The sequence below is a fragment of the Rhodococcus yunnanensis NBRC 103083 genome, from assembly GCF_001895005.1.
GTDB lineage: Bacteria > Actinomycetota > Actinomycetes > Mycobacteriales > Mycobacteriaceae > Rhodococcoides > Rhodococcoides yunnanense.
In genome coordinates this window covers 179,214-198,826 of the sequence record NZ_BCXH01000003.1, presented here as the reverse complement: position 1 = coordinate 198,826, position 19,613 = coordinate 179,214, and the positions used below count along the sequence as shown (strand labels likewise).

At 65.0% G+C, this 19,613-nt stretch carries 18 protein-coding genes; 10 read left to right on the top strand and 8 right to left on the bottom strand.

The window, feature by feature from the left end:
* Positions 1-61 precede the first annotated feature (61 nt).
* On the bottom strand, positions 62-1,828 hold the full coding sequence (locus tag RY1_RS07335; RefSeq protein WP_072802885.1) for a multicopper oxidase family protein: 1,767 nt from the start codon (positions 1,826-1,828) through the stop codon (positions 62-64).
* Positions 1,829-1,942: 114 nt separating this feature from the next.
* On the opposite strand from RY1_RS07335, the gene RY1_RS07330 reads away from it, so the two are divergent.
* Positions 1,943-3,019 carry an ABC transporter ATP-binding protein gene (locus RY1_RS07330; RefSeq protein WP_072802884.1) on the top strand — a complete coding sequence of 359 codons (1,077 nt, stop codon included), beginning with the start codon at positions 1,943-1,945 and terminating at the stop codon, positions 3,017-3,019.
* Positions 3,020-3,096: 77 nt separating this feature from the next.
* Here the strand turns inward: RY1_RS07330 and RY1_RS07325 are convergent, their stop codons facing one another.
* Both RY1_RS07325 and RY1_RS07320 read right to left on the bottom strand, forming a co-directional pair.
* Entirely contained in the window at positions 3,097-4,119 is a 1,023-nt protein-coding gene (locus tag RY1_RS07325) for an aspartate-semialdehyde dehydrogenase (protein WP_072802883.1), read from the bottom strand.
* On the bottom strand, positions 4,116-5,381 hold the full coding sequence (locus tag RY1_RS07320; RefSeq protein ID WP_072802882.1) for an aspartate kinase: 1,266 nt from the start codon (positions 5,379-5,381) through the stop codon (positions 4,116-4,118). Before RY1_RS07320 ends, RY1_RS07325 begins: the two co-directional genes overlap by 4 nt.
* Before the next feature lie 174 nt (positions 5,382-5,555).
* On the opposite strand from RY1_RS07320, the gene RY1_RS07315 reads away from it, so the two are divergent.
* From RY1_RS07315 to leuA, 4 genes are all read left to right on the top strand, one after another.
* A complete protein-coding gene (locus RY1_RS07315; RefSeq protein ID WP_169914587.1) occupies positions 5,556-7,208 on the top strand; it encodes an FUSC family protein in 1,653 nt (550 codons plus the stop codon).
* 244 nt (positions 7,209-7,452) lie between these two features.
* Complete coding sequence (locus RY1_RS07310) at positions 7,453-10,113, top strand: helix-turn-helix transcriptional regulator (protein ID WP_072802880.1); 2,661 nt, start codon at positions 7,453-7,455, stop codon at positions 10,111-10,113.
* A gap of 98 nt (positions 10,114-10,211) precedes the next feature.
* Positions 10,212-10,445: a DUF8691 family protein gene (locus RY1_RS07305; RefSeq protein ID WP_072803061.1), complete on the top strand. Its 234-nt coding sequence runs from the start codon at positions 10,212-10,214 to the stop codon at positions 10,443-10,445.
* A gap of 175 nt (positions 10,446-10,620) precedes the next feature.
* Positions 10,621-12,432 carry a 2-isopropylmalate synthase gene (gene leuA, locus RY1_RS07300; RefSeq protein ID WP_072802879.1) on the top strand — a complete coding sequence of 604 codons (1,812 nt, stop codon included), beginning with the start codon at positions 10,621-10,623 and terminating at the stop codon, positions 12,430-12,432.
* Between the two features lie 90 nt (positions 12,433-12,522).
* On the opposite strand, the gene RY1_RS07295 is transcribed toward leuA, so the two are convergent.
* Both RY1_RS07295 and RY1_RS07290 read right to left on the bottom strand, forming a co-directional pair.
* Complete coding sequence (locus tag RY1_RS07295) at positions 12,523-12,843, bottom strand: SHOCT domain-containing protein (protein ID WP_072802878.1); 321 nt, start codon at positions 12,841-12,843, stop codon at positions 12,523-12,525.
* Between the two features lie 35 nt (positions 12,844-12,878).
* Entirely contained in the window at positions 12,879-13,325 is a 447-nt protein-coding gene (locus tag RY1_RS07290) for a DUF6325 family protein (RefSeq protein ID WP_072802877.1), read from the bottom strand.
* A gap of 231 nt (positions 13,326-13,556) precedes the next feature.
* Between RY1_RS07290 and RY1_RS07285 the strand changes: the two genes are divergently transcribed.
* On the top strand, positions 13,557-13,934 hold the full coding sequence (locus RY1_RS07285) for an SHOCT domain-containing protein (protein WP_072802876.1): 378 nt from the start codon (positions 13,557-13,559) through the stop codon (positions 13,932-13,934).
* Positions 13,935-13,986: 52 nt separating this feature from the next.
* Here the strand turns inward: RY1_RS07285 and RY1_RS07280 are convergent, their stop codons facing one another.
* Positions 13,987-14,883: a LysR family transcriptional regulator gene (locus tag RY1_RS07280; RefSeq protein WP_072802875.1), complete on the bottom strand. Its 897-nt coding sequence runs from the start codon at positions 14,881-14,883 to the stop codon at positions 13,987-13,989.
* 72 nt (positions 14,884-14,955) lie between these two features.
* Here RY1_RS07280 and RY1_RS07275 point away from each other — a divergent pair, with 72 nt between their 5' ends.
* Positions 14,956-15,888, top strand: a complete 933-nt coding sequence (locus RY1_RS07275) for an EamA family transporter (protein WP_072802874.1) — start codon at positions 14,956-14,958, stop codon at positions 15,886-15,888.
* Here the strand turns inward: RY1_RS07275 and RY1_RS07270 are convergent.
* Positions 15,833-16,213, bottom strand: a complete 381-nt coding sequence (locus RY1_RS07270) for a nuclear transport factor 2 family protein (protein ID WP_072802873.1) — start codon at positions 16,211-16,213, stop codon at positions 15,833-15,835. The two genes, RY1_RS07275 and RY1_RS07270, sit on opposite strands and share 56 nt — an antisense overlap.
* 102 nt (positions 16,214-16,315) lie before the next feature.
* Here RY1_RS07270 and RY1_RS07265 point away from each other — a divergent pair, with 102 nt between their 5' ends.
* A complete protein-coding gene (locus tag RY1_RS07265; protein ID WP_072802872.1) occupies positions 16,316-17,596 on the top strand; it encodes a Mur ligase family protein in 1,281 nt (426 codons plus the stop codon).
* On the top strand, positions 17,589-18,296 hold the full coding sequence (locus RY1_RS07260) for a type 1 glutamine amidotransferase (protein WP_072802871.1): 708 nt from the start codon (positions 17,589-17,591) through the stop codon (positions 18,294-18,296). The genes RY1_RS07265 and RY1_RS07260 overlap by 8 nt, the downstream gene beginning before the upstream one ends.
* A 10-nt stretch (positions 18,297-18,306) precedes the next feature.
* On the opposite strand, the gene map is transcribed toward RY1_RS07260, so the two are convergent.
* Entirely contained in the window at positions 18,307-19,071 is a 765-nt protein-coding gene (map, locus tag RY1_RS07255; RefSeq protein ID WP_072802870.1) for a type I methionyl aminopeptidase, read from the bottom strand.
* Between the two features lie 97 nt (positions 19,072-19,168).
* Here map and RY1_RS07250 point away from each other — a divergent pair, with 97 nt between their 5' ends.
* Positions 19,169-19,438, top strand: coding sequence for a helix-turn-helix domain-containing protein (locus tag RY1_RS07250; protein ID WP_072802869.1), 270 nt, complete (start codon positions 19,169-19,171; stop codon positions 19,436-19,438).
* Positions 19,439-19,613 lie beyond the last annotated feature (175 nt).

The window sequence follows — 19,613 nt, the reverse complement described above, 5'->3', positions numbered from 1 at the left end:
GGCTGAGGATCCAGAATCGGCGTGAGCATCCTCCGCAGAACAAGCAGAACAAGCAGAACCGTCAGCGCACCAGCCGATACCGCAGCATCATCTCGTGATCCTCGTGGTCGAGCATGTGGCAGTGCCACATGTAGCCCTGTAGCTCCGCACCGCCACCATGGTGGCCCGAGGGGGCAGAGAACACAGCGTCCGGATCGAAGCCGAGGTCCTCGGCAGACGGGAATCGCACAAGAATCCTGGTGACGGTCCCGGGATAGGTGTTGACGGTGTCCTTGGCGCCCGCCTCCCACGCTGCGGGTGGTGACAACGGCCCGGTGACGTACCGTTCGACGTCCGGTGCCCACTTGATGCCGACGTCCGGCCTCGGGTTGTCTCGTTGGTACGCAGGGAGATCCACGGGCGCTCGGCCGAGCGTCCGGAAGTGCACGAGGTGCAGATGGATAGGATGCGGTTCGAGTGTGGTGTTCACGATGTTCCACTGCTCGACGGTTCCCTGCGCGGGCATCTCGATGTCCGGGTCGGCGTAGCGAAGGTTGTTCAGCGTCATGAGCGGCGGAGCCAGAGACAACCCGGCCGACGGCTGATTGACGGTCACGGTGCGTTGCACCTGGGCTGCAGGAACAGGCGGCAGTAACGGCGGTTGGCCCTTCCCACCTCGGTACATCGTCATCACGTCACCGACGAAACCGCGTCCGGGTGCAACCCTGAACTGACAGAAGAGCGGCATGGGCACGGCTCCGAGTGAGGCTGCCTGCGCGGGCGGCGGTTCGTCGTTGCGCAGTTCCACCAGTTCACCGGGCTGCAGCGCACCGAAATCGACCAGCACGTCGACGCGTTCGGCGGGCGCGAGTCGGATGCTGTCGGTGTACACGGGAGCGTCGAGCAGTCCCCCGTCGTTGCCGATCACCCAGAACTGCATTCTGTTGCCGAAGAACAGATTCCAGACACTGTACGAGCCCGCGTTCACGATTCGGAGCCGGTACAGGCCGCGGGCAACCTCCATGGTCGGCCAGATCTTGCCGTTGACCACTCCGACGTCGCCGGTGCCTCCGCCTTCCCATTTACCCTGCGGCACCGTGATGGTGGATCTGATGCTCATGCTGCCGTCGGGATTCATGATCTTTTCCTGCAGCAGGAGCGGTAGCTCGAATTCACCGGACGGCAGCCCGAGCGAATTGTCTGCATCTCCCGAATCGAATCGATCGCGAACGAGATTCATTCCGGCGAGCCCGGCGTAGACGTTGATGCGGGTCATCGACATGGCGTGATCGTGGTACCACAACCCCGCTGCCTCGTTGAGCCCCGGAAAGCTGTGCGTCAGAGACTCGCCGGGCCGCACGAGCATCTCCGAATGTCCGTCACTGGCGGGCGGGGTGATACTGCCGTGCATGTGCAGCGACGTCGGCGTCATCTCTCGGTCGTGTTCGGTCATCCCGTGCAGCGAGACGTCGATGTCCGCGGCCAGCGGATTTCCCTGGGTGCCGTTGGTGTACGACAGTGTCCACGGCTGACCCTGCACGCTCTCGATGGTCGGGCCGAGATAGTCGAGTTCCCCGTAGCCGAACGTCGGGCCCGGTGCGAGATCGGCATGGAACGAATGCGCGCTGCTGTGCGCCCCCAACTCGATGGACGTGCCCGTCAGAATCGGCAACCGCGGCAACTCGTCACGGAAGGGCTGCAGCGGTGGCGAATGGAACAGCAGCGGACTGTGTCCACCGAAGATGTCGTCGGCCAGCGCGCGCTTGACCACCGACGACGCCGGCAGCGCCGCGGCAACCACACCGAACGCAGCCAGGCGGAGTGCCGACCTCCGATTCAACCCGTCCATGCCGCCCCCCTACGTGTGATGGCCGACATACTATGTTGAACCGTCGGCACCCGTCGACACCCAACACTCGGATCGTCCGGCACGTTCCTGCCGGTGGAGGGATCTACTTCACGCATGGCATCCATCACGTTCGACCACGCCACCAGGCTTTTTCCAGGCTCCGACGTCCCCGCGGTCGACGCGCTCGACCTCGAGATCGCCGACGGTGAATTTCTCGTACTCGTCGGCCCGTCGGGCTGCGGAAAGTCGACATCGCTTCGGATGCTCGCGGGCCTCGAAGAGGTCGACAGCGGACGCATTCTCATCGGCGGCAAGGACGTCACCGATGCCGAACCGAAGGACAGGGACATCGCAATGGTGTTCCAGAATTACGCGCTGTACCCGCACATGAGCGTCGCCGAGAACATGGGATTTGCGCTCAAGCTGGCGAAGGCCAACAAGGAGGAGATCCGCACTCGCGTCCTGGAAGCGGCGAAACTTCTGGACCTGGAGCAGTACCTCGACCGCAAGCCGAAGGCACTCTCGGGAGGTCAGCGCCAGCGCGTGGCGATGGGGCGGGCCATCGTGCGTCAGCCGCAGGTGTTCCTGATGGACGAGCCGCTGTCGAACCTCGACGCCAAACTGCGTGTCCAGACTCGAACGCAGATCGCGCAGCTGCAGCGCCGACTCGCCACCACCACGGTCTACGTCACCCACGACCAGGTCGAGGCCATGACGATGGGAGACCGCGTCGCAGTTCTCAAGGGCGGCATACTCCAGCAGTGCGCGTCGCCGCGTGAGCTCTACCGAACCCCCACCAACGTCTTCGTCGCAGGTTTCATGGGCTCACCGTCGATGAACCTGTTCCGAGTCCCCGTCACCGACGGCGGCGTCCGGATCGGTGATCAGGTCGTCCCTGTTGCACGCGGCACCCTCGCGGGATCGACGGGCAGCGAGGTCGTGTTCGGAATCCGGCCCGAGCACGTCGAGATCTCCGGATCCGGCCTGAAACTCGAGATCGACGTCGTCGAAGAGCTCGGTTCGGAAGCCTTCGTGTTCGGCCGAGCCGATATCAACGGTTCCACGCAGACGATCGTCGCGCGCGCAGATTGGCGTGACCCGCCGCAGAAGGGCGAGGTCGTTCACATTCGGTTCGACGAGGCACATGCTCACGTCTTCGACGGGTCGGCCGACGGCGCACGGCTCGGCTGAGCGCAAGTCTTCCTACAACAGCACCGCGCGTTCGCTCCCGAAACCTGGGATGTGAACGCGCGGTGCAGTTGTAAGAGTCAGACGAGCAATTCCGCGATCTGGATCGTGTTGAGCGCAGCACCCTTGCGGAGGTTGTCGCCCGAGACGAAGAGTGCCAGTCCGCGGCCCTCGGGAACACCCGGGTCCTGACGGATACGCCCGACCAACGACGCATCCTTGCCCGCGGCCTGCAACGGCGTCGGCACGTCCACCAACTCCACGCCGGGAGCCGACGCGAGGATCTCTCGGGCCCGCGCGGCCGACAGCGGTGACGCGAACTCGGCATTGATCGACAGCGAGTGGCCGGTGAAGACCGGGACGCGCACACACGTGCCACTGACCAGCAGATCCGGGAGTCCGAGGATCTTGCGGGACTCGTTGCGTAGCTTCTGGTCCTCGTCGGTCTCGCCGGATCCGTCATCGACCAGTGCGCCTGCCAGCGGGAGGACGTTGAACGCGATGGGCGCGACGTACTTGTTCGGGGCCGGGAAGTCGACCGAGCTACCGTCGTGCACCAGCTTCTCGACGTCGCCGATGACGGCGCGAGCCTGGGTCGCCAGTTCTTCGACGCCGGCGAGTCCGCTACCGGAGACCGCCTGGTAGCTGGAGACGATCAGACGCTGCAGGCCTGCCTCGTCGTGCAGCACCTTCAGCACCGGCATCGCTGCCATCGTGGTGCAGTTCGGGTTGGCGATGATGCCCTTGGGCGGGTTCTTCGCTTCCTCGGGGTTGACCTCACTGACGACGAGCGGAACCTCGGGGTCCCCCCGGAACGCCGACGAGTTGTCGATGACGACGGCGCCCGCAGCGGCGAATCGCGGTCCCTGCTCGCGCGAGAGCGTCGCACCCGCGGAAAACAGCGCGATGTCGATGCCGGCGAGGTCTGCGGTGCTCGCGTCCTCGACGATGATCTCCTCGCCGCGGAACGGGAGCTTCTTGCCCGCCGAGCGCGCAGACGCGAAGAAACGCACGGTGTCGGCGGGAAAGTTGCGCTCTTCCAACAGGGTTCGCATGACGGCGCCGACCTGTCCGGTGGCACCTACTACTGCAACTGTGGTCATCGTCCCGTACCTCCATGTACGACGGCTTCGTCCTCGCCGCCGAGGTCGAATGCCTCGTGTAGAACACGGACCGCGTCGTCGAGCTGAGAATCGCTGACCAGCACCGAGATACGGATCTCGGAGGTGCTGATCAGATCGATGTTGATGCCTGCGTCCGCGAGCGCTTCACAGAACGTCGCGGTGACGCCGGGGTGGCTCTTCATACCCGCACCGACGAGGGAGACCTTGCCGATGTGGTCGTTGTAGAGCACCTGCGCGAAGCCGATCTCCGACTGCAACTTGGTGAGCTTCTCCACTGCCGTCGGACCGTCGGCCTTGGGGCACGTGAACGTGATGTCCGTCTTGCCGGTGTCGATCTTGGAGACGTTCTGCAGCACCATGTCGATGTTGATCTCGGCATCGGCGACAGCCCGAAAGACCTTGGCGGCGTAGCCGGGGGCGTCGGACAGACCGACGACCGTGACCTTGGCTTCGCTTCGATCGTGTGCGACGCCGGTGAGAATGGCTTCTTCCACTGGAATGTCCTCCATAGATCCGGACACGATGGTTCCGGGTTTCGTGGTGTACGACGACCGAACGTGTACGGGAACGTTGTAACGACGCGCGTATTCCACGCAGCGCAGCATGAGCACCTTCGCCCCGCACGCCGCCATCTCGAGCATCTCCTCGAACGAGACGGTGTCGAGGTGGCGGGCGTTGGAGACGATGCGCGGATCGGCGGTGAAGATGCCGTCGACGTCGGTGTAGATCTCGCAGACGTCCGCGTTCAGCGCGGCGGCGAGTGCGACGGCGGTGGTGTCGGAGCCGCCGCGGCCGAGCGTCGTGACGTCCTTGCTGTCCTGGCTGACACCTTGGAAGCCTGCGACGAGCACGATCGATCCTTCGTCGAGCGCAGCGCGGACGCGTCCCGGAGTGACGTCGATGATCTTGGCGTTGCCGTGCACGCTGGTGGTGACGACGCCCGCCTGTGAGCCGGTGAACGATCTGGCCTCGGCGCCGAGCGAATGAATCGCCATGGCAACGAGCGCGTTGGAGATGCGTTCACCCGAGGTGAGCAGCATGTCCATCTCGCGGGCAGGCGGCGCTGGGCATACCTGCTGGGCCAGGTCGAGGAGTTCGTCGGTGGTATCACCCATGGCGGACACCACGACGACGACGTCGTTGCCCGCCTTCTTGGTCTCGACGATTCGTTCAGCGACGCGTCGGATGCGTTCGGCGGTACCCACCGACGATCCACCGTACTTCTGGACGATGAGAGCCACGCGTGTGTACCTCCGCTGTAATTGCTGGATTCAAGCAGTGATCGAGCAACAGCTTACCGATGCGTGTCGGCAGTGATGGCCCCTACCTGCGGGAAGTAGGAGTGCGGGGCAACCGCGAGCGACCCGGTAGTCCTGATGACCTGGGTCGACGCGGTGGCTCTAGCATCAGTCCACGTGAACGGTCCGACTCCTCCTCCCCCGCCCAGTGCCCGCGCGGTGTTGTTCGGGCTGCCGTCCGCCGGGCGACGGTGGCCGGGTGGAGTTCGTGCTGCGCTCGCTTTCGCAATTCCGGCGTCGATCGCGTGGGTTCTGGGCTTCGAGACTGCCGCCCTGCTGACCGTGTCGGGGAGTTTCGCGGTGATCTACGGAGAGGGAAGGCCGTACCGATCGCGGTGGCGGATCGTATCGATCGCCGGGGTGGCGCTCGTCGCGTCGGTCCTGGCTGGAGCGACGGCGGGCAGCGGGAGTTCGTACGTGGTTCCGGTCCTGGTGCTCGCGGTCGTCGCCGCGATCGCGGTGTACATCGTCGCCGCACTGCGCTTGGGTGCGCCAGGCGCCTTCTTCTTCGTCCTCGTCTGCGCGGTGTCGTCGTACCTTCCGAGCGCACACATATCGCCGACGACGGCAGCTGCATGGGCCGCCGCGGGTGCCGTGTCCGCCGCCCTCGTGTCGATGGCACCGGTGTTGTGGGCGCCGCGAGCCCCCGAGGAGGACGCTGTGTCCGCCGCGAAGAGCACTGTCGAGATGTACCTGTCCGACGCGGGGGCTCGGCGAGCTGCCGGATCGCGATTGCATGCGGCGTGGGCAGCTGTGTACGACGCAGGTCTGCCTACTCGCAATCCGCGTCCTGCCCTGGTACAGGCCCTGTTCAGTGCCCATCTGAGTTTTGCGGCGGCGACGCACGCCCGAAGCTCGCACGCTGTCGATCTCGATCCTGATCCCGACGCGGACGTCGACGCTCCCAGTGACGTACTGCCGTTGGCCAGACCGAGCGTGGCCTACCGGTTGCGCCGCTCGCTTCACCCGCAGTCGCACGCGGTCGCCACCGCGACGAGGGTTTTCGTGGGCGCTCTCGCGTCGGGCGGCATGGCTGTGGCGCTCGGACTGCCGAGACCGGATTGGGCCGTCCTCGGTGCGGTACTGGTGCTCCAGCAGGGCCCCGACCGGGTTCACGGCAGCTATCGCGGAGTGCAGCGGTTGGGTGGCACGGTGCTCGGCGTCGCGTTGTTCGCGCTGGTGCAGGAACTGTCGGTGACGGGTGTGACGATCATCGTCGTTCTGATGGCCCTTCAGTTCCTCATCGAGATATCGGTGGCCCGCAACTACGGTCTCGCGGTCGTGTTCATCACCCCGCTCGCGCTGCTGATGGGGTCGCTGTCGCACCCCGACGCATCCACGGCAGACGTGGTGACGGACCGTGTGATCGAGACCGTTCTCGGAGTGCTCGTTGCGTTCGGTGTCCTGTGGTGTGTGCAACCGCACGCGTTTCGTCGAGCACTGGGCTGGTCCGATCGCCGCGTTCTCGACCTCTCCAGCGAGCTACTGCAGCACGTGTCCACCGCGCACCCCGCGAGCGCACGCGGCCTGGAACTACGACGCGATGTCCAGTTCGAGCTGGTCAACTCCGCTCTCGCCGGCGCGGACGCAGCGCACAACGATCGTCGGTGGACGGTCTCGCAGTGGACGCGTCACGCTGGCGTGGACCGGCTCGGTTACGAGTTGCTCGCGCAGTGCTGGAGCGTCGCAGACGGCCGTGATTTCGGCGAGACCACGCCATGGACTGCACGGATCGAACAACTCTCGACGGCGTACAAACAGCGCACGTGACCGGTTTCCCGACGCCTTTCTCGACACCGGTTCCGGTATCAGGCCCCGATCCGATCTCACCCTGTCGCACATCGGCGCGAAACAAACCTCAGCCGAACACCTTTCAGTTCGAAGACCCGAAAAGCCGCTGGCAGTAATAGTATTGGCGAGTCCACCCACAAGGATCGGACTCCTGTCATCAGAAGACGGGCCTCGGCCGAACGAGTCCCGTGAGCACCGTTCGTCGGGAGGGGGGTTCGTTCGCATGACCACGTTGCCATGCGCGGTGCCGCACCTGCGGTGCCGTGTCCCGGCTCGACCCGGCGCCACCATCAGGCGCGATCGGCTCGTCGAGGCGCTGGGCGAGAGCGCGGCGCAACCGAGTACCGTCACGCTGCTCACGGCTCCTGCAGGCTCCGGCAAGACGACGCTTCTCGTCGACTGGATCTCCGCCACTCACAACCCCCGTAATCACAACCCCGGTAGTCACACAACCAAGCCGGCGGTCGCGTGGTTGACCATCGACGAGTCCGACAATTCGCTCGCATCCCTGCGTGCGTGCATCGCGTCGGCGTTGATGCAGTCCGGATCGGGGGCAGTGGCGGACGCAGTGGTGGGGCTGCCGCTGCCGGGTGAACCCGAGTACGCGAACTACAGCGCGCTGCTGGTCGAAGCGCTGGAGAGCGTCGACGAGCCGATATTGATGGTGCTCGACGATGCACACCTTCTGCACGACCGCGACGTATTGGTGGCACTCGGCAACTTTCTGCACTGGCCTCCGCGCAACGTCAGGACGGTGATCGCGAGCAGGTTCGAACCGCCGTTGGCGTTGCAGAAACTCCGATTGGACGGTCGAGTTCGAGACATCACGACCGATGACATCGCTTTCACCTCGAGCGAGGCGGACACCATGTTCGCGGCGTCCGGAATCACGTTGAGCAGCACTGACTTCGATGCCGTGATCGCCCGAACTCAGGGATGGGCCGCCGGTTTGCGGCTGGCGACCATGACGCTGGCGAACAGCCGAGATCCGGGATCGGTCGTCGACCGGTTCACCGGCTCCCAGCACAACGTCGCCGACTACCTCGTGAGCGAGGTGCTCGCCGGGTTGACATCGGAGGTAAGGCGATTCCTCGTCGAGACGTCCGTTCCTGCGTGGTTCACCGTCGATCTCGCCGAGCAGCTCACCGGCAGCTCGAACGTGCAGCAGACACTCGATTTGCTTCTCGCACGCAACTTTCTGATCGAACAGACTCCAGGACCGGATCTGACCTACCGGTACCACCCACTGATGCGGGGGTATCTACGAGCCGAGATGTATCGCCTCGGTGTCGCTCAGGTCCGCAATCTCGAATCCGTTGCTTCTCAGTGGTTCACCGAGTCTCGGCAGCCACTGCAGGCACTCGAACACAGCACACAGGCCGGGGACAGCAGGGCGACGTCGGCCACGCTGGCTTCCTCGGGCCTCGATCTCGTCATGCAGGGCCACTCGGAGGCGGTGGTTCGCGCGCTCGAACGAAGTCCGCAGAATGTTCGGGAGTCCGCGTACGGCCGATTACTGAGCGCGGCAGCACATTTGACCAACGGAAGTACAGCCCCCGCTGTCTCGACGCTGGCCGCCCTCCGCCGCCATATGCCCACGACGCCGGATTCTGATGCCGCCGGTGCCGCAGAACTCCTCCGGCGCGCATTGGAGGTGCAGGCCGCATTCCAGACAGGCAACATCGGTGCTGCGCTGGCGCACCTGGAGGCGCTGGAGATCGGGCAGGCCGACAGTCCGGCTCTCGACGCGTTCACGCTGTCGACGGCGGGCACCGCCCGGTTGTACCTGGGCAGGACCGGTGAAGCCAGAAGGTTGCTGGCCGATGCCGTAGCGCATGCGCAGGCAGGAGGGCTTCATCGCACTGCGCTGATGTGCATGACCGCCTCGGCTGCGTCGCACCTGCTCGACGGGCAACTCGACGATGCGCTTGTTCGTTCGCGTGACGCCGTCGCGTATGCAGGTACCCATTCGATCACCGAGACCGAGATCGCAGCAGCGGCATGCTCACTGGGAGCACTCGTCGCACATCTGCGTATGGACGCCGTGTCGCATCCCGACACGATGTGGTCCACGATCGGCTCGGCTCCCGTGCCCGCTGTCGCCGACTACGGGCGCAGAGCAGCGTGGGCGCTAGGGACGAGGACGGACTCGCGCGGGGTACACCGTGTCGGCCGCGAGTGGCTCGAGTACGACCGCCCCGTCATCCCCGGTTTCGAGGCGCTACTCGCACCCGTAGTGCAGCAGAGGTACCACTCGGCGGGGGAATCGCTGTGGGCCGCGGAACTCGTCGGTGTGACGGCTCGCAGGATCGGCCGCACGGGCGAAGTATCTCTGCTGACCGCCGACGTGCATCGCCGGTGTGGACGCCTGGACGCCGCCGACGCCGAACTCGCGCCGGTGATCGAGGGAACTCGGACGTGCGCGAGCCCGGTGACCCTCGTCCGAGCACTGTTGGCTGCGTCGTCGATCGCGCACGCCAAGCGCAATCCGACCAAGGCGTACGAGCTGGCGACGCGCGCGCTGACGCTGGCCGAACCGGAGCGCATACTGCGACCGTTCGCCGAATACGGCAGCGACGTCCGCGAGATTCTCAGCCGAAATCATGGCAGGTTCGGACGTCTCGAGTCGTTCGCGGACACCGTGCGAGGCGCCGTACCTCCCCGTGGACGCGACGACGCTCCCAGGCCGACCACGACGCTGACGCCGCGCGAGCTCGAACTGCTCCGGGAGTTGCCGTCGTGGCGGACGGCCGAGCAGATCGCGTCCGACCATTTCGTCTCGGTCAACACGATCAAGACTCACCTGCGGGGTATCTACCGCAAACTCGAAGTTCGTTCCAGGCGTGACGCGATCGCCGCGGCCCACGACCTCGGCCTGCTCTGACCGTCCGCTTTATTCACCAACTCCGGGTGATGCAACCGGCGCCGACGACCGCCACGCTGGTAGTCACAGTCAGACCTGGACCCAAAGGAGCGGCACCCATGGCGCAGCCGGCCGACACCTATTACCGAGGGGTCCGATACGAATTCGTCGTCGAGGGCGACCTGTCCGAACGGGCGAAGGCAGCATTCCCCGATCTCGCTGTCGCCAAGGTTCCGCTGACGTACACCAGGCTGTTCGGACCCATCGACGACGACACCGCACTGCGCGGCATGCTGGCCCGGTTCGATGCGCTCGGGTTGACCGTCGTCGAGTTGCGCAGACTGCCGGACTGAACCGTTATCCAACCCGGGCGTGGGAGTGCCGCACCCGGTAGTACACTCGCAATCATGCAGCGCGCGCTCCTCCTCAGCCGCCGCGACGGGGTCTGATCCAGACTGGCTTCCCGTCGCGGGGTTTCATCGCGCCGGTCGATTCCTTGTTCAGCCAGCAACCTCGGAGATAGAGCTCATGTCACCTGCCGACGCATTCACCTCGGGATCGCGGACCATCACTCCCCCGTCCCGCCCAGCACCGAGCGATCAGCCTGTGTGGAACACGCAGAAGAACTCCTCGATGCCGACCTACCGGTACCGTCCGTTCGCCGAAGAAGTCGAACCGGTCACTCTCTCGGACCGGACGTGGCCCGACAAGATCATCGATCGCACTCCACAGTGGTGCGCGGTGGACCTCCGTGACGGAAACCAGGCGCTCATCGATCCGATGAGCCCGGCACGCAAGCGTCGCATGTTCGACCTGCTGGTCCGTATGGGATACAAGCAGATCGAGGTCGGGTTCCCGTCCGCCAGCCAGACCGATTTCGATTTCGTCCGCGAGATCATCGAGGACGGCGCGATCCCCGACGACGTCACCATCCAGGTGCTCACGCAGTGCCGCCCCGAGCTGATCGAGCGCACCTACCTGGCGTGTGAGGGTGCACGCAACGTCATCGTGCACTTCTACAACTCGACGTCCATCCTGCAGCGCCGCGTGGTGTTCAAGGCGGACCGCGACACCATCAAGAAGATCGCCACCGACGGGGCCCGCAAGTGTCTCGAGGTCGCGGCGAACTACCCGGACACCGACTGGCGTTACGAGTACTCCCCGGAGTCCTACACGGGAACCGAACTGTCGTACGCCAAGGAGGTCTGCGACGCCGTCGTCGAGATCATCGACCCGTCGCCGGCGAAGCCGATCATCTTGAACCTGCCCGCGACGGTCGAGATGGCGACACCGAACGTCTACGCCGACTCGATCGAGTGGATGAGCCGCAACCTGAGCCGCCGCGACAGCATCATCCTGTCGCTGCACCCCCACAATGATCGCGGAACAGGCGTTGCCGCAGCCGAACTCGGCTACCAGGCAGGCGCCGACCGCATCGAGGGCTGCCTGTTCGGTAACGGCGAGCGCACCGGCAATGTCTGCCTGGTGACATTGGGCCTGAACTTGTTCACGCGCGGCGTGGACCCGCAGATCGACTTCTCCAACATCGACGAGATCCGCCGTACCGTCGAGTACTGCAACCAGCTGCCCGTCCACGAGCGCCACCCGTACGGCGGCGATCTGGTCTACACCGCGTTCTCCGGCAGCCACCAGGACGCGATCAACAAGGGCCTTGACGCCATGAAAACCGCTGCAGACGAGCAGGACTCGGACATCGGCGACATCACGTGGCAGGTTCCGTACCTGCCGATCGACCCGAAGGACGTCGGCCGCACCTACGAGGCCGTCATTCGCGTCAACTCGCAGTCCGGTAAGGGCGGCGTGGCGTACATCATGAAGTCCGATCACGGTCTGGCACTGCCACGTCGGCTGCAGATCGAGTTCTCGCAGGCCGTGCAGCGCATCACCGACGGCGAGGGCGGCGAGGTATCGCCCAAGGCGATGTGGGACGTCTTCGCCGAGGAGTACCTGAGCCCGGTTCGCCCGCTCGAGCGCATCAAGCAACGCGTCGTTGCAGCCGAGACCGACGGCGGAACCGATTCCATCGTCGCGACGGTCAAGCTCGAGGGCGTCGAGCAGGACATCAACGGCTCCGGCAACGGTCCGCTTGCCGCGTTCGTCGACGCGCTGTCCACGGTCGGGTACGACGTCAGCGTCCTGGACTACTCCGAGCACGCCATGTCCGCGGGCGACGACGCTCAGGCCGCGGCGTACGTGGAGGCCTCGGTGACGGGTCCGACCGGCACCGCGGTCACGGTATGGGGCGCTGGAATCGCGACGTCGATCACCACTGCGTCGCTGAGGGCGGTCGTCTCGGCCGTCAACCGCGCCCTGAAGTAGACGCACACGCGCCACAGGTTCCAGCAACCACTCGGGCCCCTTCTCGCCGGACGGCGAGGAGGGGCCCGAGTGGTCCACCGCCCCCGGGGATCAGGTTGCCAAGAGCTTGGCTTTCGCGGCCGCGAACTCGTCGGCGTCGAGGATTCCTTGATCACGTAGGTCCGCGAGCTGCTTGATCTTGGCCACGAGGTCGTCTTCTGTCGGAGCTGCCTGTGCTGGAGCTGCTGGAGCTGCCTGCGGTGCCTGTTGCTGATCTCGGTAGGCCTGCGCGTCCTGTTGCTGTTCGTCGCGGGCCTGCCGCCTACGGTTCATCATGTTCGACGTCGCATTGGCGGTGCCTGCGACGACTGCGGTACGGGCCACTGTGCCCAGCAGTCCCGGCCTACCGACTCGTCCGCGTCCGAAAACCATGTGCTGGCCTTTCTCTGGTGACTCTGTTGGTTCCGTTACGACATAGCTGCCGCAAGAGCGATTTCCACTGTCTCGCGCGGAATCTGGACATGCAGTGCGACTTCGCCGCCTGCGTTCCTCGATGCGGCCGAGAGGGTGCGCGCCCACGTCTGCTCGTAGACGAGGATCGCGGCGGAGCTGCCCGGTTCGAGAGTGTCGCGGACGACGTCGAGATCGTCGTCGCTGATCAGCGCTTTCGCTTCGATCGACAGGATCTCGAGCCCCACTTTGTCGAGGCTTTCGTCGACGTCGACCTGGTGGAGCGAGCCGTCCTCGCTCTTGCCGATGAACACCAGATCGAGCAACGAGATCAAGCCCTGCTCGACGACCTGGGCAAGCGCGCCGATCACGCCAGGGTCGGCGCGATCACCGGGGAAGGTCACCACCAGAACGCCGACAGGTCCGACGTCGAACACCGACTCGTTCGCAGCTTCGAGGCTCATTGTCCAGATGTTTCTCCGCGTCCGGGTCGGCTCGCTTCATCCGGCGCGGGTGAATTCGGGGTCCGTGAATTCCGGGTCCGTGGATCCGGGCTCGTCGCGGAGTCGGGACCGGCGATCGCGGGAAGTCGGCTCGTGTCGGATCATTTCACCTGTTTCGGATGATGATCTTGCTCGATGCGCGATGTGGGATTAACCGAAGGGTCTCTCACCAGCGAAATGGAGCACTGAACCGTGGACTCGTTTTGGGATTTTCTGTGGCTGATCATTGTCAGCTTCGCTTTTGTCGCCTACTTGATGGTGCTGTTCTCGATCATCGGCGATCTCTTTCGTGATCACAAGACCTCCGGGTGGGTAAAAGCCATCTGGGTGTTCTTCCTGATCGTTGCTCCGTTCCTGACCGCGTTGGTGTACATCATCGCCAAGGGTGGAGACATGACCAAGCGCCAGGTGCGCGCCGCCCAGCACGCCAGGGACGAGCAGGAGCAATACATCAAGCAGGTAGCAGGTCGTACATCTGCCGAGGAGATCGCACACGCGAAGACTCTTCTCGACAACGGGACGATCACCGACGACGAATTCTCCCAGCTCAAAGCAAAAGCCCTGCAGTAATTTCGGCCCTGCAGTAATTTCGACCCTGCAGTAATTTCTGCCCTGCAGTAACTCAGGGCAGCTCCAGGGCTTCCGCCTCGGCTCGGAATGCGTCGGTGACGGCGGCGACGGCAGGAAGCTCGTGCGCACCCGGTCGCGTCGCGAGTTCGTAGATGCGACCGGCACGCACGCCGGAGAGTGGGAGCCTGACGAGATCCGGATGTACCACGGCGTAGCGCGGCATGAGCGCTACGCCGTGTCCGCGTGCGACGAGCTCTTCGGTCACCCGGAAATCGTTGATGCGCTGAACCACTCGTGGTTGAACTCCGGTTACGGCAGCGACCGAGAGCAGCACGTCGTCCACCGGGAATCCACCGCGCACGCTGATCCACCTTTCATCTGCGAGCTGCCTCAGATCCACCGAATCCTGTTGAGCAAGTGGATGATCAGGCGGAAGCACCAGGTCGATGGGTTCACGCATGAGGGCGAACACCTCGATTCGGGGTGCCGCAGTCGCGGGCGCTCGGTCGTCTCGATGTGTCAGTACCACGTCGTAGTCGGCGAGCAGAGTCGGTACAGCGGAAGCCGGAAGGTCCTCGTCGCTCGCGTCGATCTGGGTATCGCTGCCGCGCAAGCGATCCAGCACGCCGGGCAACAGCAGTGCGGCACCGGACGGAAACAGCGCGACGCGTATGCGACCGCGCGGCGATCCGCTGTACGACGCCATTTCCGCGGTTGCCCTGTCGAGGGCGCCGAGGACCTCGTCGGCGCGGAGTACGAGCGCTGCGCCTGCATCGGTGAGCCTGAGCCGTCGGCCGTCGGGTTCGAGCAACGTCACGCCTGCTTCTCGTGCGAGGAGCTTGAGTTGCTGCGATACCGCGGACGGCGTCAACGACAGTGCCGCGGCTGCCCCGCCCACGGTGCCGCGATCCGCCAGTTCGCGGAGAATCCTGAGGCGCTCGACATTCATGTAGAAAATCTTAATTGTTGGTGCGAATATATTCGATTGTCCTGATGCTTCGCGGCGGTCACCATTGATTCCGTGACCAACCGCGACCGCCTGCTCGGACTGACCGTCGCCGTACTGTGGGGGCTCAATTTCCTCGCCATCAGAGTCGGTCTCGACCATTTTCCACAATTCTTCTTCGCCGGGTTCCGGTTCCTCGTCATAGCCGTGCCCGTCGTGTTGTTCGTCCGTCGCCCGGACGTTCCGCTGAAGTGGCTTCTGTTGTACGGCTTCGGTTTCGGCTTCCTCCAGTTCGCGTTCCTCTTCGCTGCCATGAACGCGGGCATGCCGACCGGCCTCGCGTCACTCGTACTTCAATCGTCGGCGCCGTTCACGGTGCTGCTGGGCGCTCTTCTGCTGCGGGAGAAGGTCAGCAGGCGTCAAGTTCTCGGAATCACGGTCGCGGTGGCAGGCATGGCGATCATCGGTTACGACCGCTTCCAGTCGGCAACACTGCTGCCGGTAGTACTCACCCTGCTCGCGGGGCTCGGTTGGGCATTCGGCAACCTGGGCAACAAGCTCGCGCGGTCCACGGAGCCGATGCGGCTGATGCTGTGGATGTGCGTCGTCCCGCCCCTGCCGATGCTGGCGATGTCCGCTGCCGTCGAGGGGCCGACGGCCGGGTGGAGCGCACTGGCAGATTCGTTCAGCGTCGACGGGTGGCCCGCGCTCGTAGGCCTCGCTTACGTCGTTCTTCTGGGCACGATCGCCGGATCCGGACTGTGGACGATTCTGATCAGCAGGCACCCGGCGGGCGTCGTCGCGCCGTTCTCGCTGCTGGTGCCCATCGTCGGAATCGCAGGGTCGTGGCTGTTCCTGCGCGAGACGCCGAGCGTGCTGTCGATTCTCGGTGGCGCCGTCGTCATCGCCGGGTGTCTCGGCGGCATGGCGCGAGCAGGCGCACGCGTTCGCGTCAGGCAGACCGCTGAACCATGTCCGATTCGTTCCAATACGCCCGCATCGACGTGATCTTCCCCTCGTCGTCGAATTCCATGACGTCGATGGGCGCGACCTCGAACGTGTTCTCCCCGAACACGGTGGTCAGGTTGAACTGGAATGCCGCGGAACCAGAGGCGATCCTCACCGTCAGAAGCTCCGCCGTCTGCTGCAGCGGCTCCAGGACGGCGTAGAACTCCCTTATCGACGCCTCGGTGGTTCTGACCTCGGATCCGACCGGATCCTCCACCGTCGCCCCCGCGGCGTACAGCGCCGCGATCTCGTCGACGGTTCCATGGGCGACCGCCTGCACGTAGGCGTCGATGGTCTTTCTGATGTCCTCCACAGCCGGTGCCATTGCATCTCCCAGATCGTTATTGGAACGTGTTTCAGTAGAAGATAGCGTGCAACTGCACGTTCCGAGGAGAGTTGTGCGACGGGTTTGTGCCAGACTCGGCGCATGGTTCGAGCGGGTAGTCGCAGAGCGGCGATAGGTGCGCGGGGCAGGCTGGCGCTACGGGCGGCCGAGGCTGCGACGTGGGCATCACGCAAGGCAGGCCGAGGCAAAGGATCGATGATCGGCGGCCTGGTCGCCCTGAAGATCGACCCGGATATTCTCACCGGCCTCGGCTCCGGTCGTCGTACGGTCGTCATCACGGGTACCAACGGAAAGTCGACGACGACGCGCATGACCGCCGCGGCACTGTCGACGCTGGGCGAAGTCGCAACGCAAGCCGACGGCGCCAACATGGATGCAGGCATCGTCGCGGCGCTGCATGCACACTTCGACGCTCCGCTCGCGGCACTCGAGGTCGACGAACTCCACGTCCCGCACGTGTGCGACGCGGTCTCCCCGGCCGCCGTGGTGCTGCTCAACCTCAGTCGCGACCAGCTGGACCGCGTCGGCGAGATCAACATGATCGAACGCAAGCTCCGCGCCGGGCTGGCCAAGCATCCCGAAACAGTCGTCATAGCCAACTGCGACGACGTCCTCGTCACATCGGCTGCGTTCGACGCCGAGAACGTCGTGTGGGTGGCCGCGGGAGGTGGTTGGGCGGGCGACTCCGTCAGCTGTCCGCGTACCGGCGAGCCGATCCTCTGGGACGGGGACCACTGGTACAGCACTGGCCAACCGGAGTCCGGCAGGACCTTCGAGCGGCCGACGCCGGATTGGTGGCTCGACGACGAGAACCTCTACGGGCCGGACGGCCTGAAGATCCCGATGTCGCTGGCGCTACCCGGTAAGGCCAACCGCGGCAACGCAGCTCAAGCAGTCGCCGCAGCGGTGACGTTGGGAGCAGGCGCATCGGACGCAGTTTCCGCGGCCGCCGGAGTAGACGAGGTAGCCGGTCGATACTCCACCGTTCAGTACGGATCACATTCTGTCCGTATGCTTCTCGCGAAGAACCCGGCCGGATGGCAAGAGGCGCTGTCGATGATCGACCCGACGGTCGACGGGCTCGTCATCGCCGTCAATGGGCAGGTCCCCGACGGGGAGGATCTGTCATGGCTGTGGGACGTCCGCTTCGAGCACTTCGAGAACGTGACCGTCGTCGCCTCCGGTGAGCGCGCGACGGACCTCGGAGTGCGGCTGCTGTATGCGGGTTCACCGCACACGACGGTCGCAGATCCGTTGAAAGCCATCGCATCCTGCCCGCCAGGGCGCGTCGAGGTGCTGGCGAACTACACCGCGTTCCGCGATCTGGGACGCGCACTGTCGCGCGAGGTGAACAATGCCTGAATCCACCGTCCGCATCGGCCTCGTTCTGCCCGACGTCATGGGAACATACGGCGACAACGGCAACGCGTTGATCCTGAAACAACGGCTTCGGATGCGCGACATCGACGCCGAGGTCGTCCAGATCACACTGAGCGACCCAGTGCCCGAGTCGCTCGACATCTACACACTCGGCGGTGCCGAGGACTCGGCGCAACGCCTCGCGACACGGCACCTCGACAGATACCCCGGCCTGCAGCGTGCTGCGGAGCGCGGTGCGCCGGTTCTGGCGATCTGTGCGGCCATTCAAGTGCTCGGACACTGGTACGAGACGTCGTCCGGGGAACGGGTATCGGGAATCTCGCTGTTCGATGTCACCACCGCCCCGCAGGAGACCCGATCGATCGGTGAGGTCATCAGCGAACCGACACTGGAGGGTCTGACCGCGCCGCTCACGGGATTCGAGAATCACCGCGGCGGCACAACTCTCGGCCCAGATGCCAACGCATTCGCGAAAGTCACACACGGGGTCGGAAACGGCGTAGGTGACGGCCGCGAAGGCGTCGTGCAGGGATCGGTGATCGGGACGTACATGCACGGCCCTGTACTGGCCAGGAATCCCGAGCTCGCCGATTATCTACTGGCCAAGGCGATAGGGTCGCCACTTCCGCCGCTGGAGCTACCCGAGGTCACTCAACTCAGGCGGGAACGACTGCGGCACTGACGGATTGCGCTTACAGCCGGGTCAGCACGAACGGCTCGCCGTCGGTGATGGCGATGGTGTGTTCACTGTGCGCGGTACGAGATCCGTCTGCGGAGCGGATGGTCCAGCCGTCGTCGTCGTAGATTATCTTGTCGGTGCCCTGAGCGAACCAGGGCTCCAGCGCAAGGGTGAGGCCGGGTTTCAGCCTGAGACCGCGTCCGGCGCGGCCGGAATTGGAGACGTGCGGATCCTCGTGCATGGTGCGGCCGAGTCCATGTCCACCGAACTCGGTGTTGACCGGGTACCCGTAGTCCGCTGCCACAGCGCCGATCGCTGCCGAGATGTCGCCCAGACGATTTCCGGGCAGTGCGACGGAAATCCCTGCGGCCAAGGCATTTTCGGTGGCCTCGATCAGCCTCAGATCGGCGGGGTCCGCAAGGCCGACGATCACGCTTCGAGCCGAATCCGCGACCCAGCCGTCGATGGAGACCGCGATGTCCATGGTCAGCAGGTCGCCGTCACGCAAGGTGTAATCATGCGGCAGACCGTGCAGCACAGCGTCATTGACCGCAAGGCAGATGACATTTCGGAACGGCCCTCGCCCGAACGAGGGGGCGTAGTCCCAGTAACACGACTCGGCGCCTCGTTCGGCAAGAAGGTGGCGGGCCCGATGTTCCAGGTCGAGCAGATTCACCCCGGGCGCAACTCGGGCCGCGAGGTCGTCGAGCAGTTCGGCGATGAACACGCCGGTCACCCGCATTGCATCCACCTCGCGGGGTGTCTTCAGTTCCAACACAGAGATTTCCTTTCGACCGGCCCGGTGCGCGGTATTAAAATACCAACATAGACGATCGGGGCGGTATTTTCATACCGGGCTCCGGTAGACTGCGGGAATGGTGCGCCTCCCCTTGACTCCCGCTCAGCTCGCAGCCGGCCATCGACTGGGCGCATATCTGCGGCAGGCCCGTGGCGAACGCGCCCTCATCGATGTCGCCCAGGAGGCCGGAATTTCACCGGAGACGCTGCGCAAGATCGAGACCGGCCGGATGCCGACGCCCGCATTCACCACGATCGCCGCTCTGGCAGGCGCCCTGTCCGTCCCCCTGGACGAGCTGGCGCACATCTGCCTCGCTCACACCGACCTCCACAAGAGCGTCCACTGAGCCGAACAGGCCTGAAGTAGCGGGCGCGCTGGTAGGTGGCGGGGCGGTCGGTGACGGGGCGGTCGGTGACGGGGCGGTCGGTGACGGGGCGGTCGGTGGCGGGGCGGTCGGTGGCGGGGAAGCTAGATGGGCGATGGGGACGGTAGGCGCGGGGACGGTAGGTGGCGGGATCGTG

Excerpts from the sequence above, each read along its gene's own strand:
- RY1_RS07260 (WP_072802871.1), top strand. The coding sequence starts at position 17,589 with ATGCCTGAATCCACCGTCCGCATCGGCCTCGTTCTGCCCGACGTCATG.
- RY1_RS07290 (WP_072802877.1), bottom strand. The coding sequence starts at position 13,325 with ATGAGCCTCGAAGCTGCGAACGAGTCGGTGTTCGACGTCGGACCTGTC.
- RY1_RS07295 (WP_072802878.1), bottom strand. The coding sequence starts at position 12,843 with ATGGTTTTCGGACGCGGACGAGTCGGTAGGCCGGGACTGCTGGGCACA.
- RY1_RS07310 (WP_072802880.1), top strand. The coding sequence starts at position 7,453 with ATGACCACGTTGCCATGCGCGGTGCCGCACCTGCGGTGCCGTGTCCCG.
- RY1_RS07270 (WP_072802873.1), bottom strand. The coding sequence starts at position 16,213 with ATGGCACCGGCTGTGGAGGACATCAGAAAGACCATCGACGCCTACGTG.
- RY1_RS07250 (WP_072802869.1), top strand. The coding sequence starts at position 19,169 with ATGGTGCGCCTCCCCTTGACTCCCGCTCAGCTCGCAGCCGGCCATCGA.
- RY1_RS07325 (WP_072802883.1), bottom strand. The coding sequence starts at position 4,119 with ATGACCACAGTTGCAGTAGTAGGTGCCACCGGACAGGTCGGCGCCGTC.
- RY1_RS07280 (WP_072802875.1), bottom strand. The coding sequence starts at position 14,883 with ATGAATGTCGAGCGCCTCAGGATTCTCCGCGAACTGGCGGATCGCGGC.
- RY1_RS07335 (WP_072802885.1), bottom strand. The coding sequence starts at position 1,828 with ATGGACGGGTTGAATCGGAGGTCGGCACTCCGCCTGGCTGCGTTCGGT.
- RY1_RS07265 (WP_072802872.1), top strand. The coding sequence starts at position 16,316 with ATGGTTCGAGCGGGTAGTCGCAGAGCGGCGATAGGTGCGCGGGGCAGG.
- RY1_RS07330 (WP_072802884.1), top strand. The coding sequence starts at position 1,943 with ATGGCATCCATCACGTTCGACCACGCCACCAGGCTTTTTCCAGGCTCC.
- leuA (WP_072802879.1), top strand. The coding sequence starts at position 10,621 with ATGTCACCTGCCGACGCATTCACCTCGGGATCGCGGACCATCACTCCC.
- RY1_RS07305 (WP_072803061.1), top strand. The coding sequence starts at position 10,212 with ATGGCGCAGCCGGCCGACACCTATTACCGAGGGGTCCGATACGAATTC.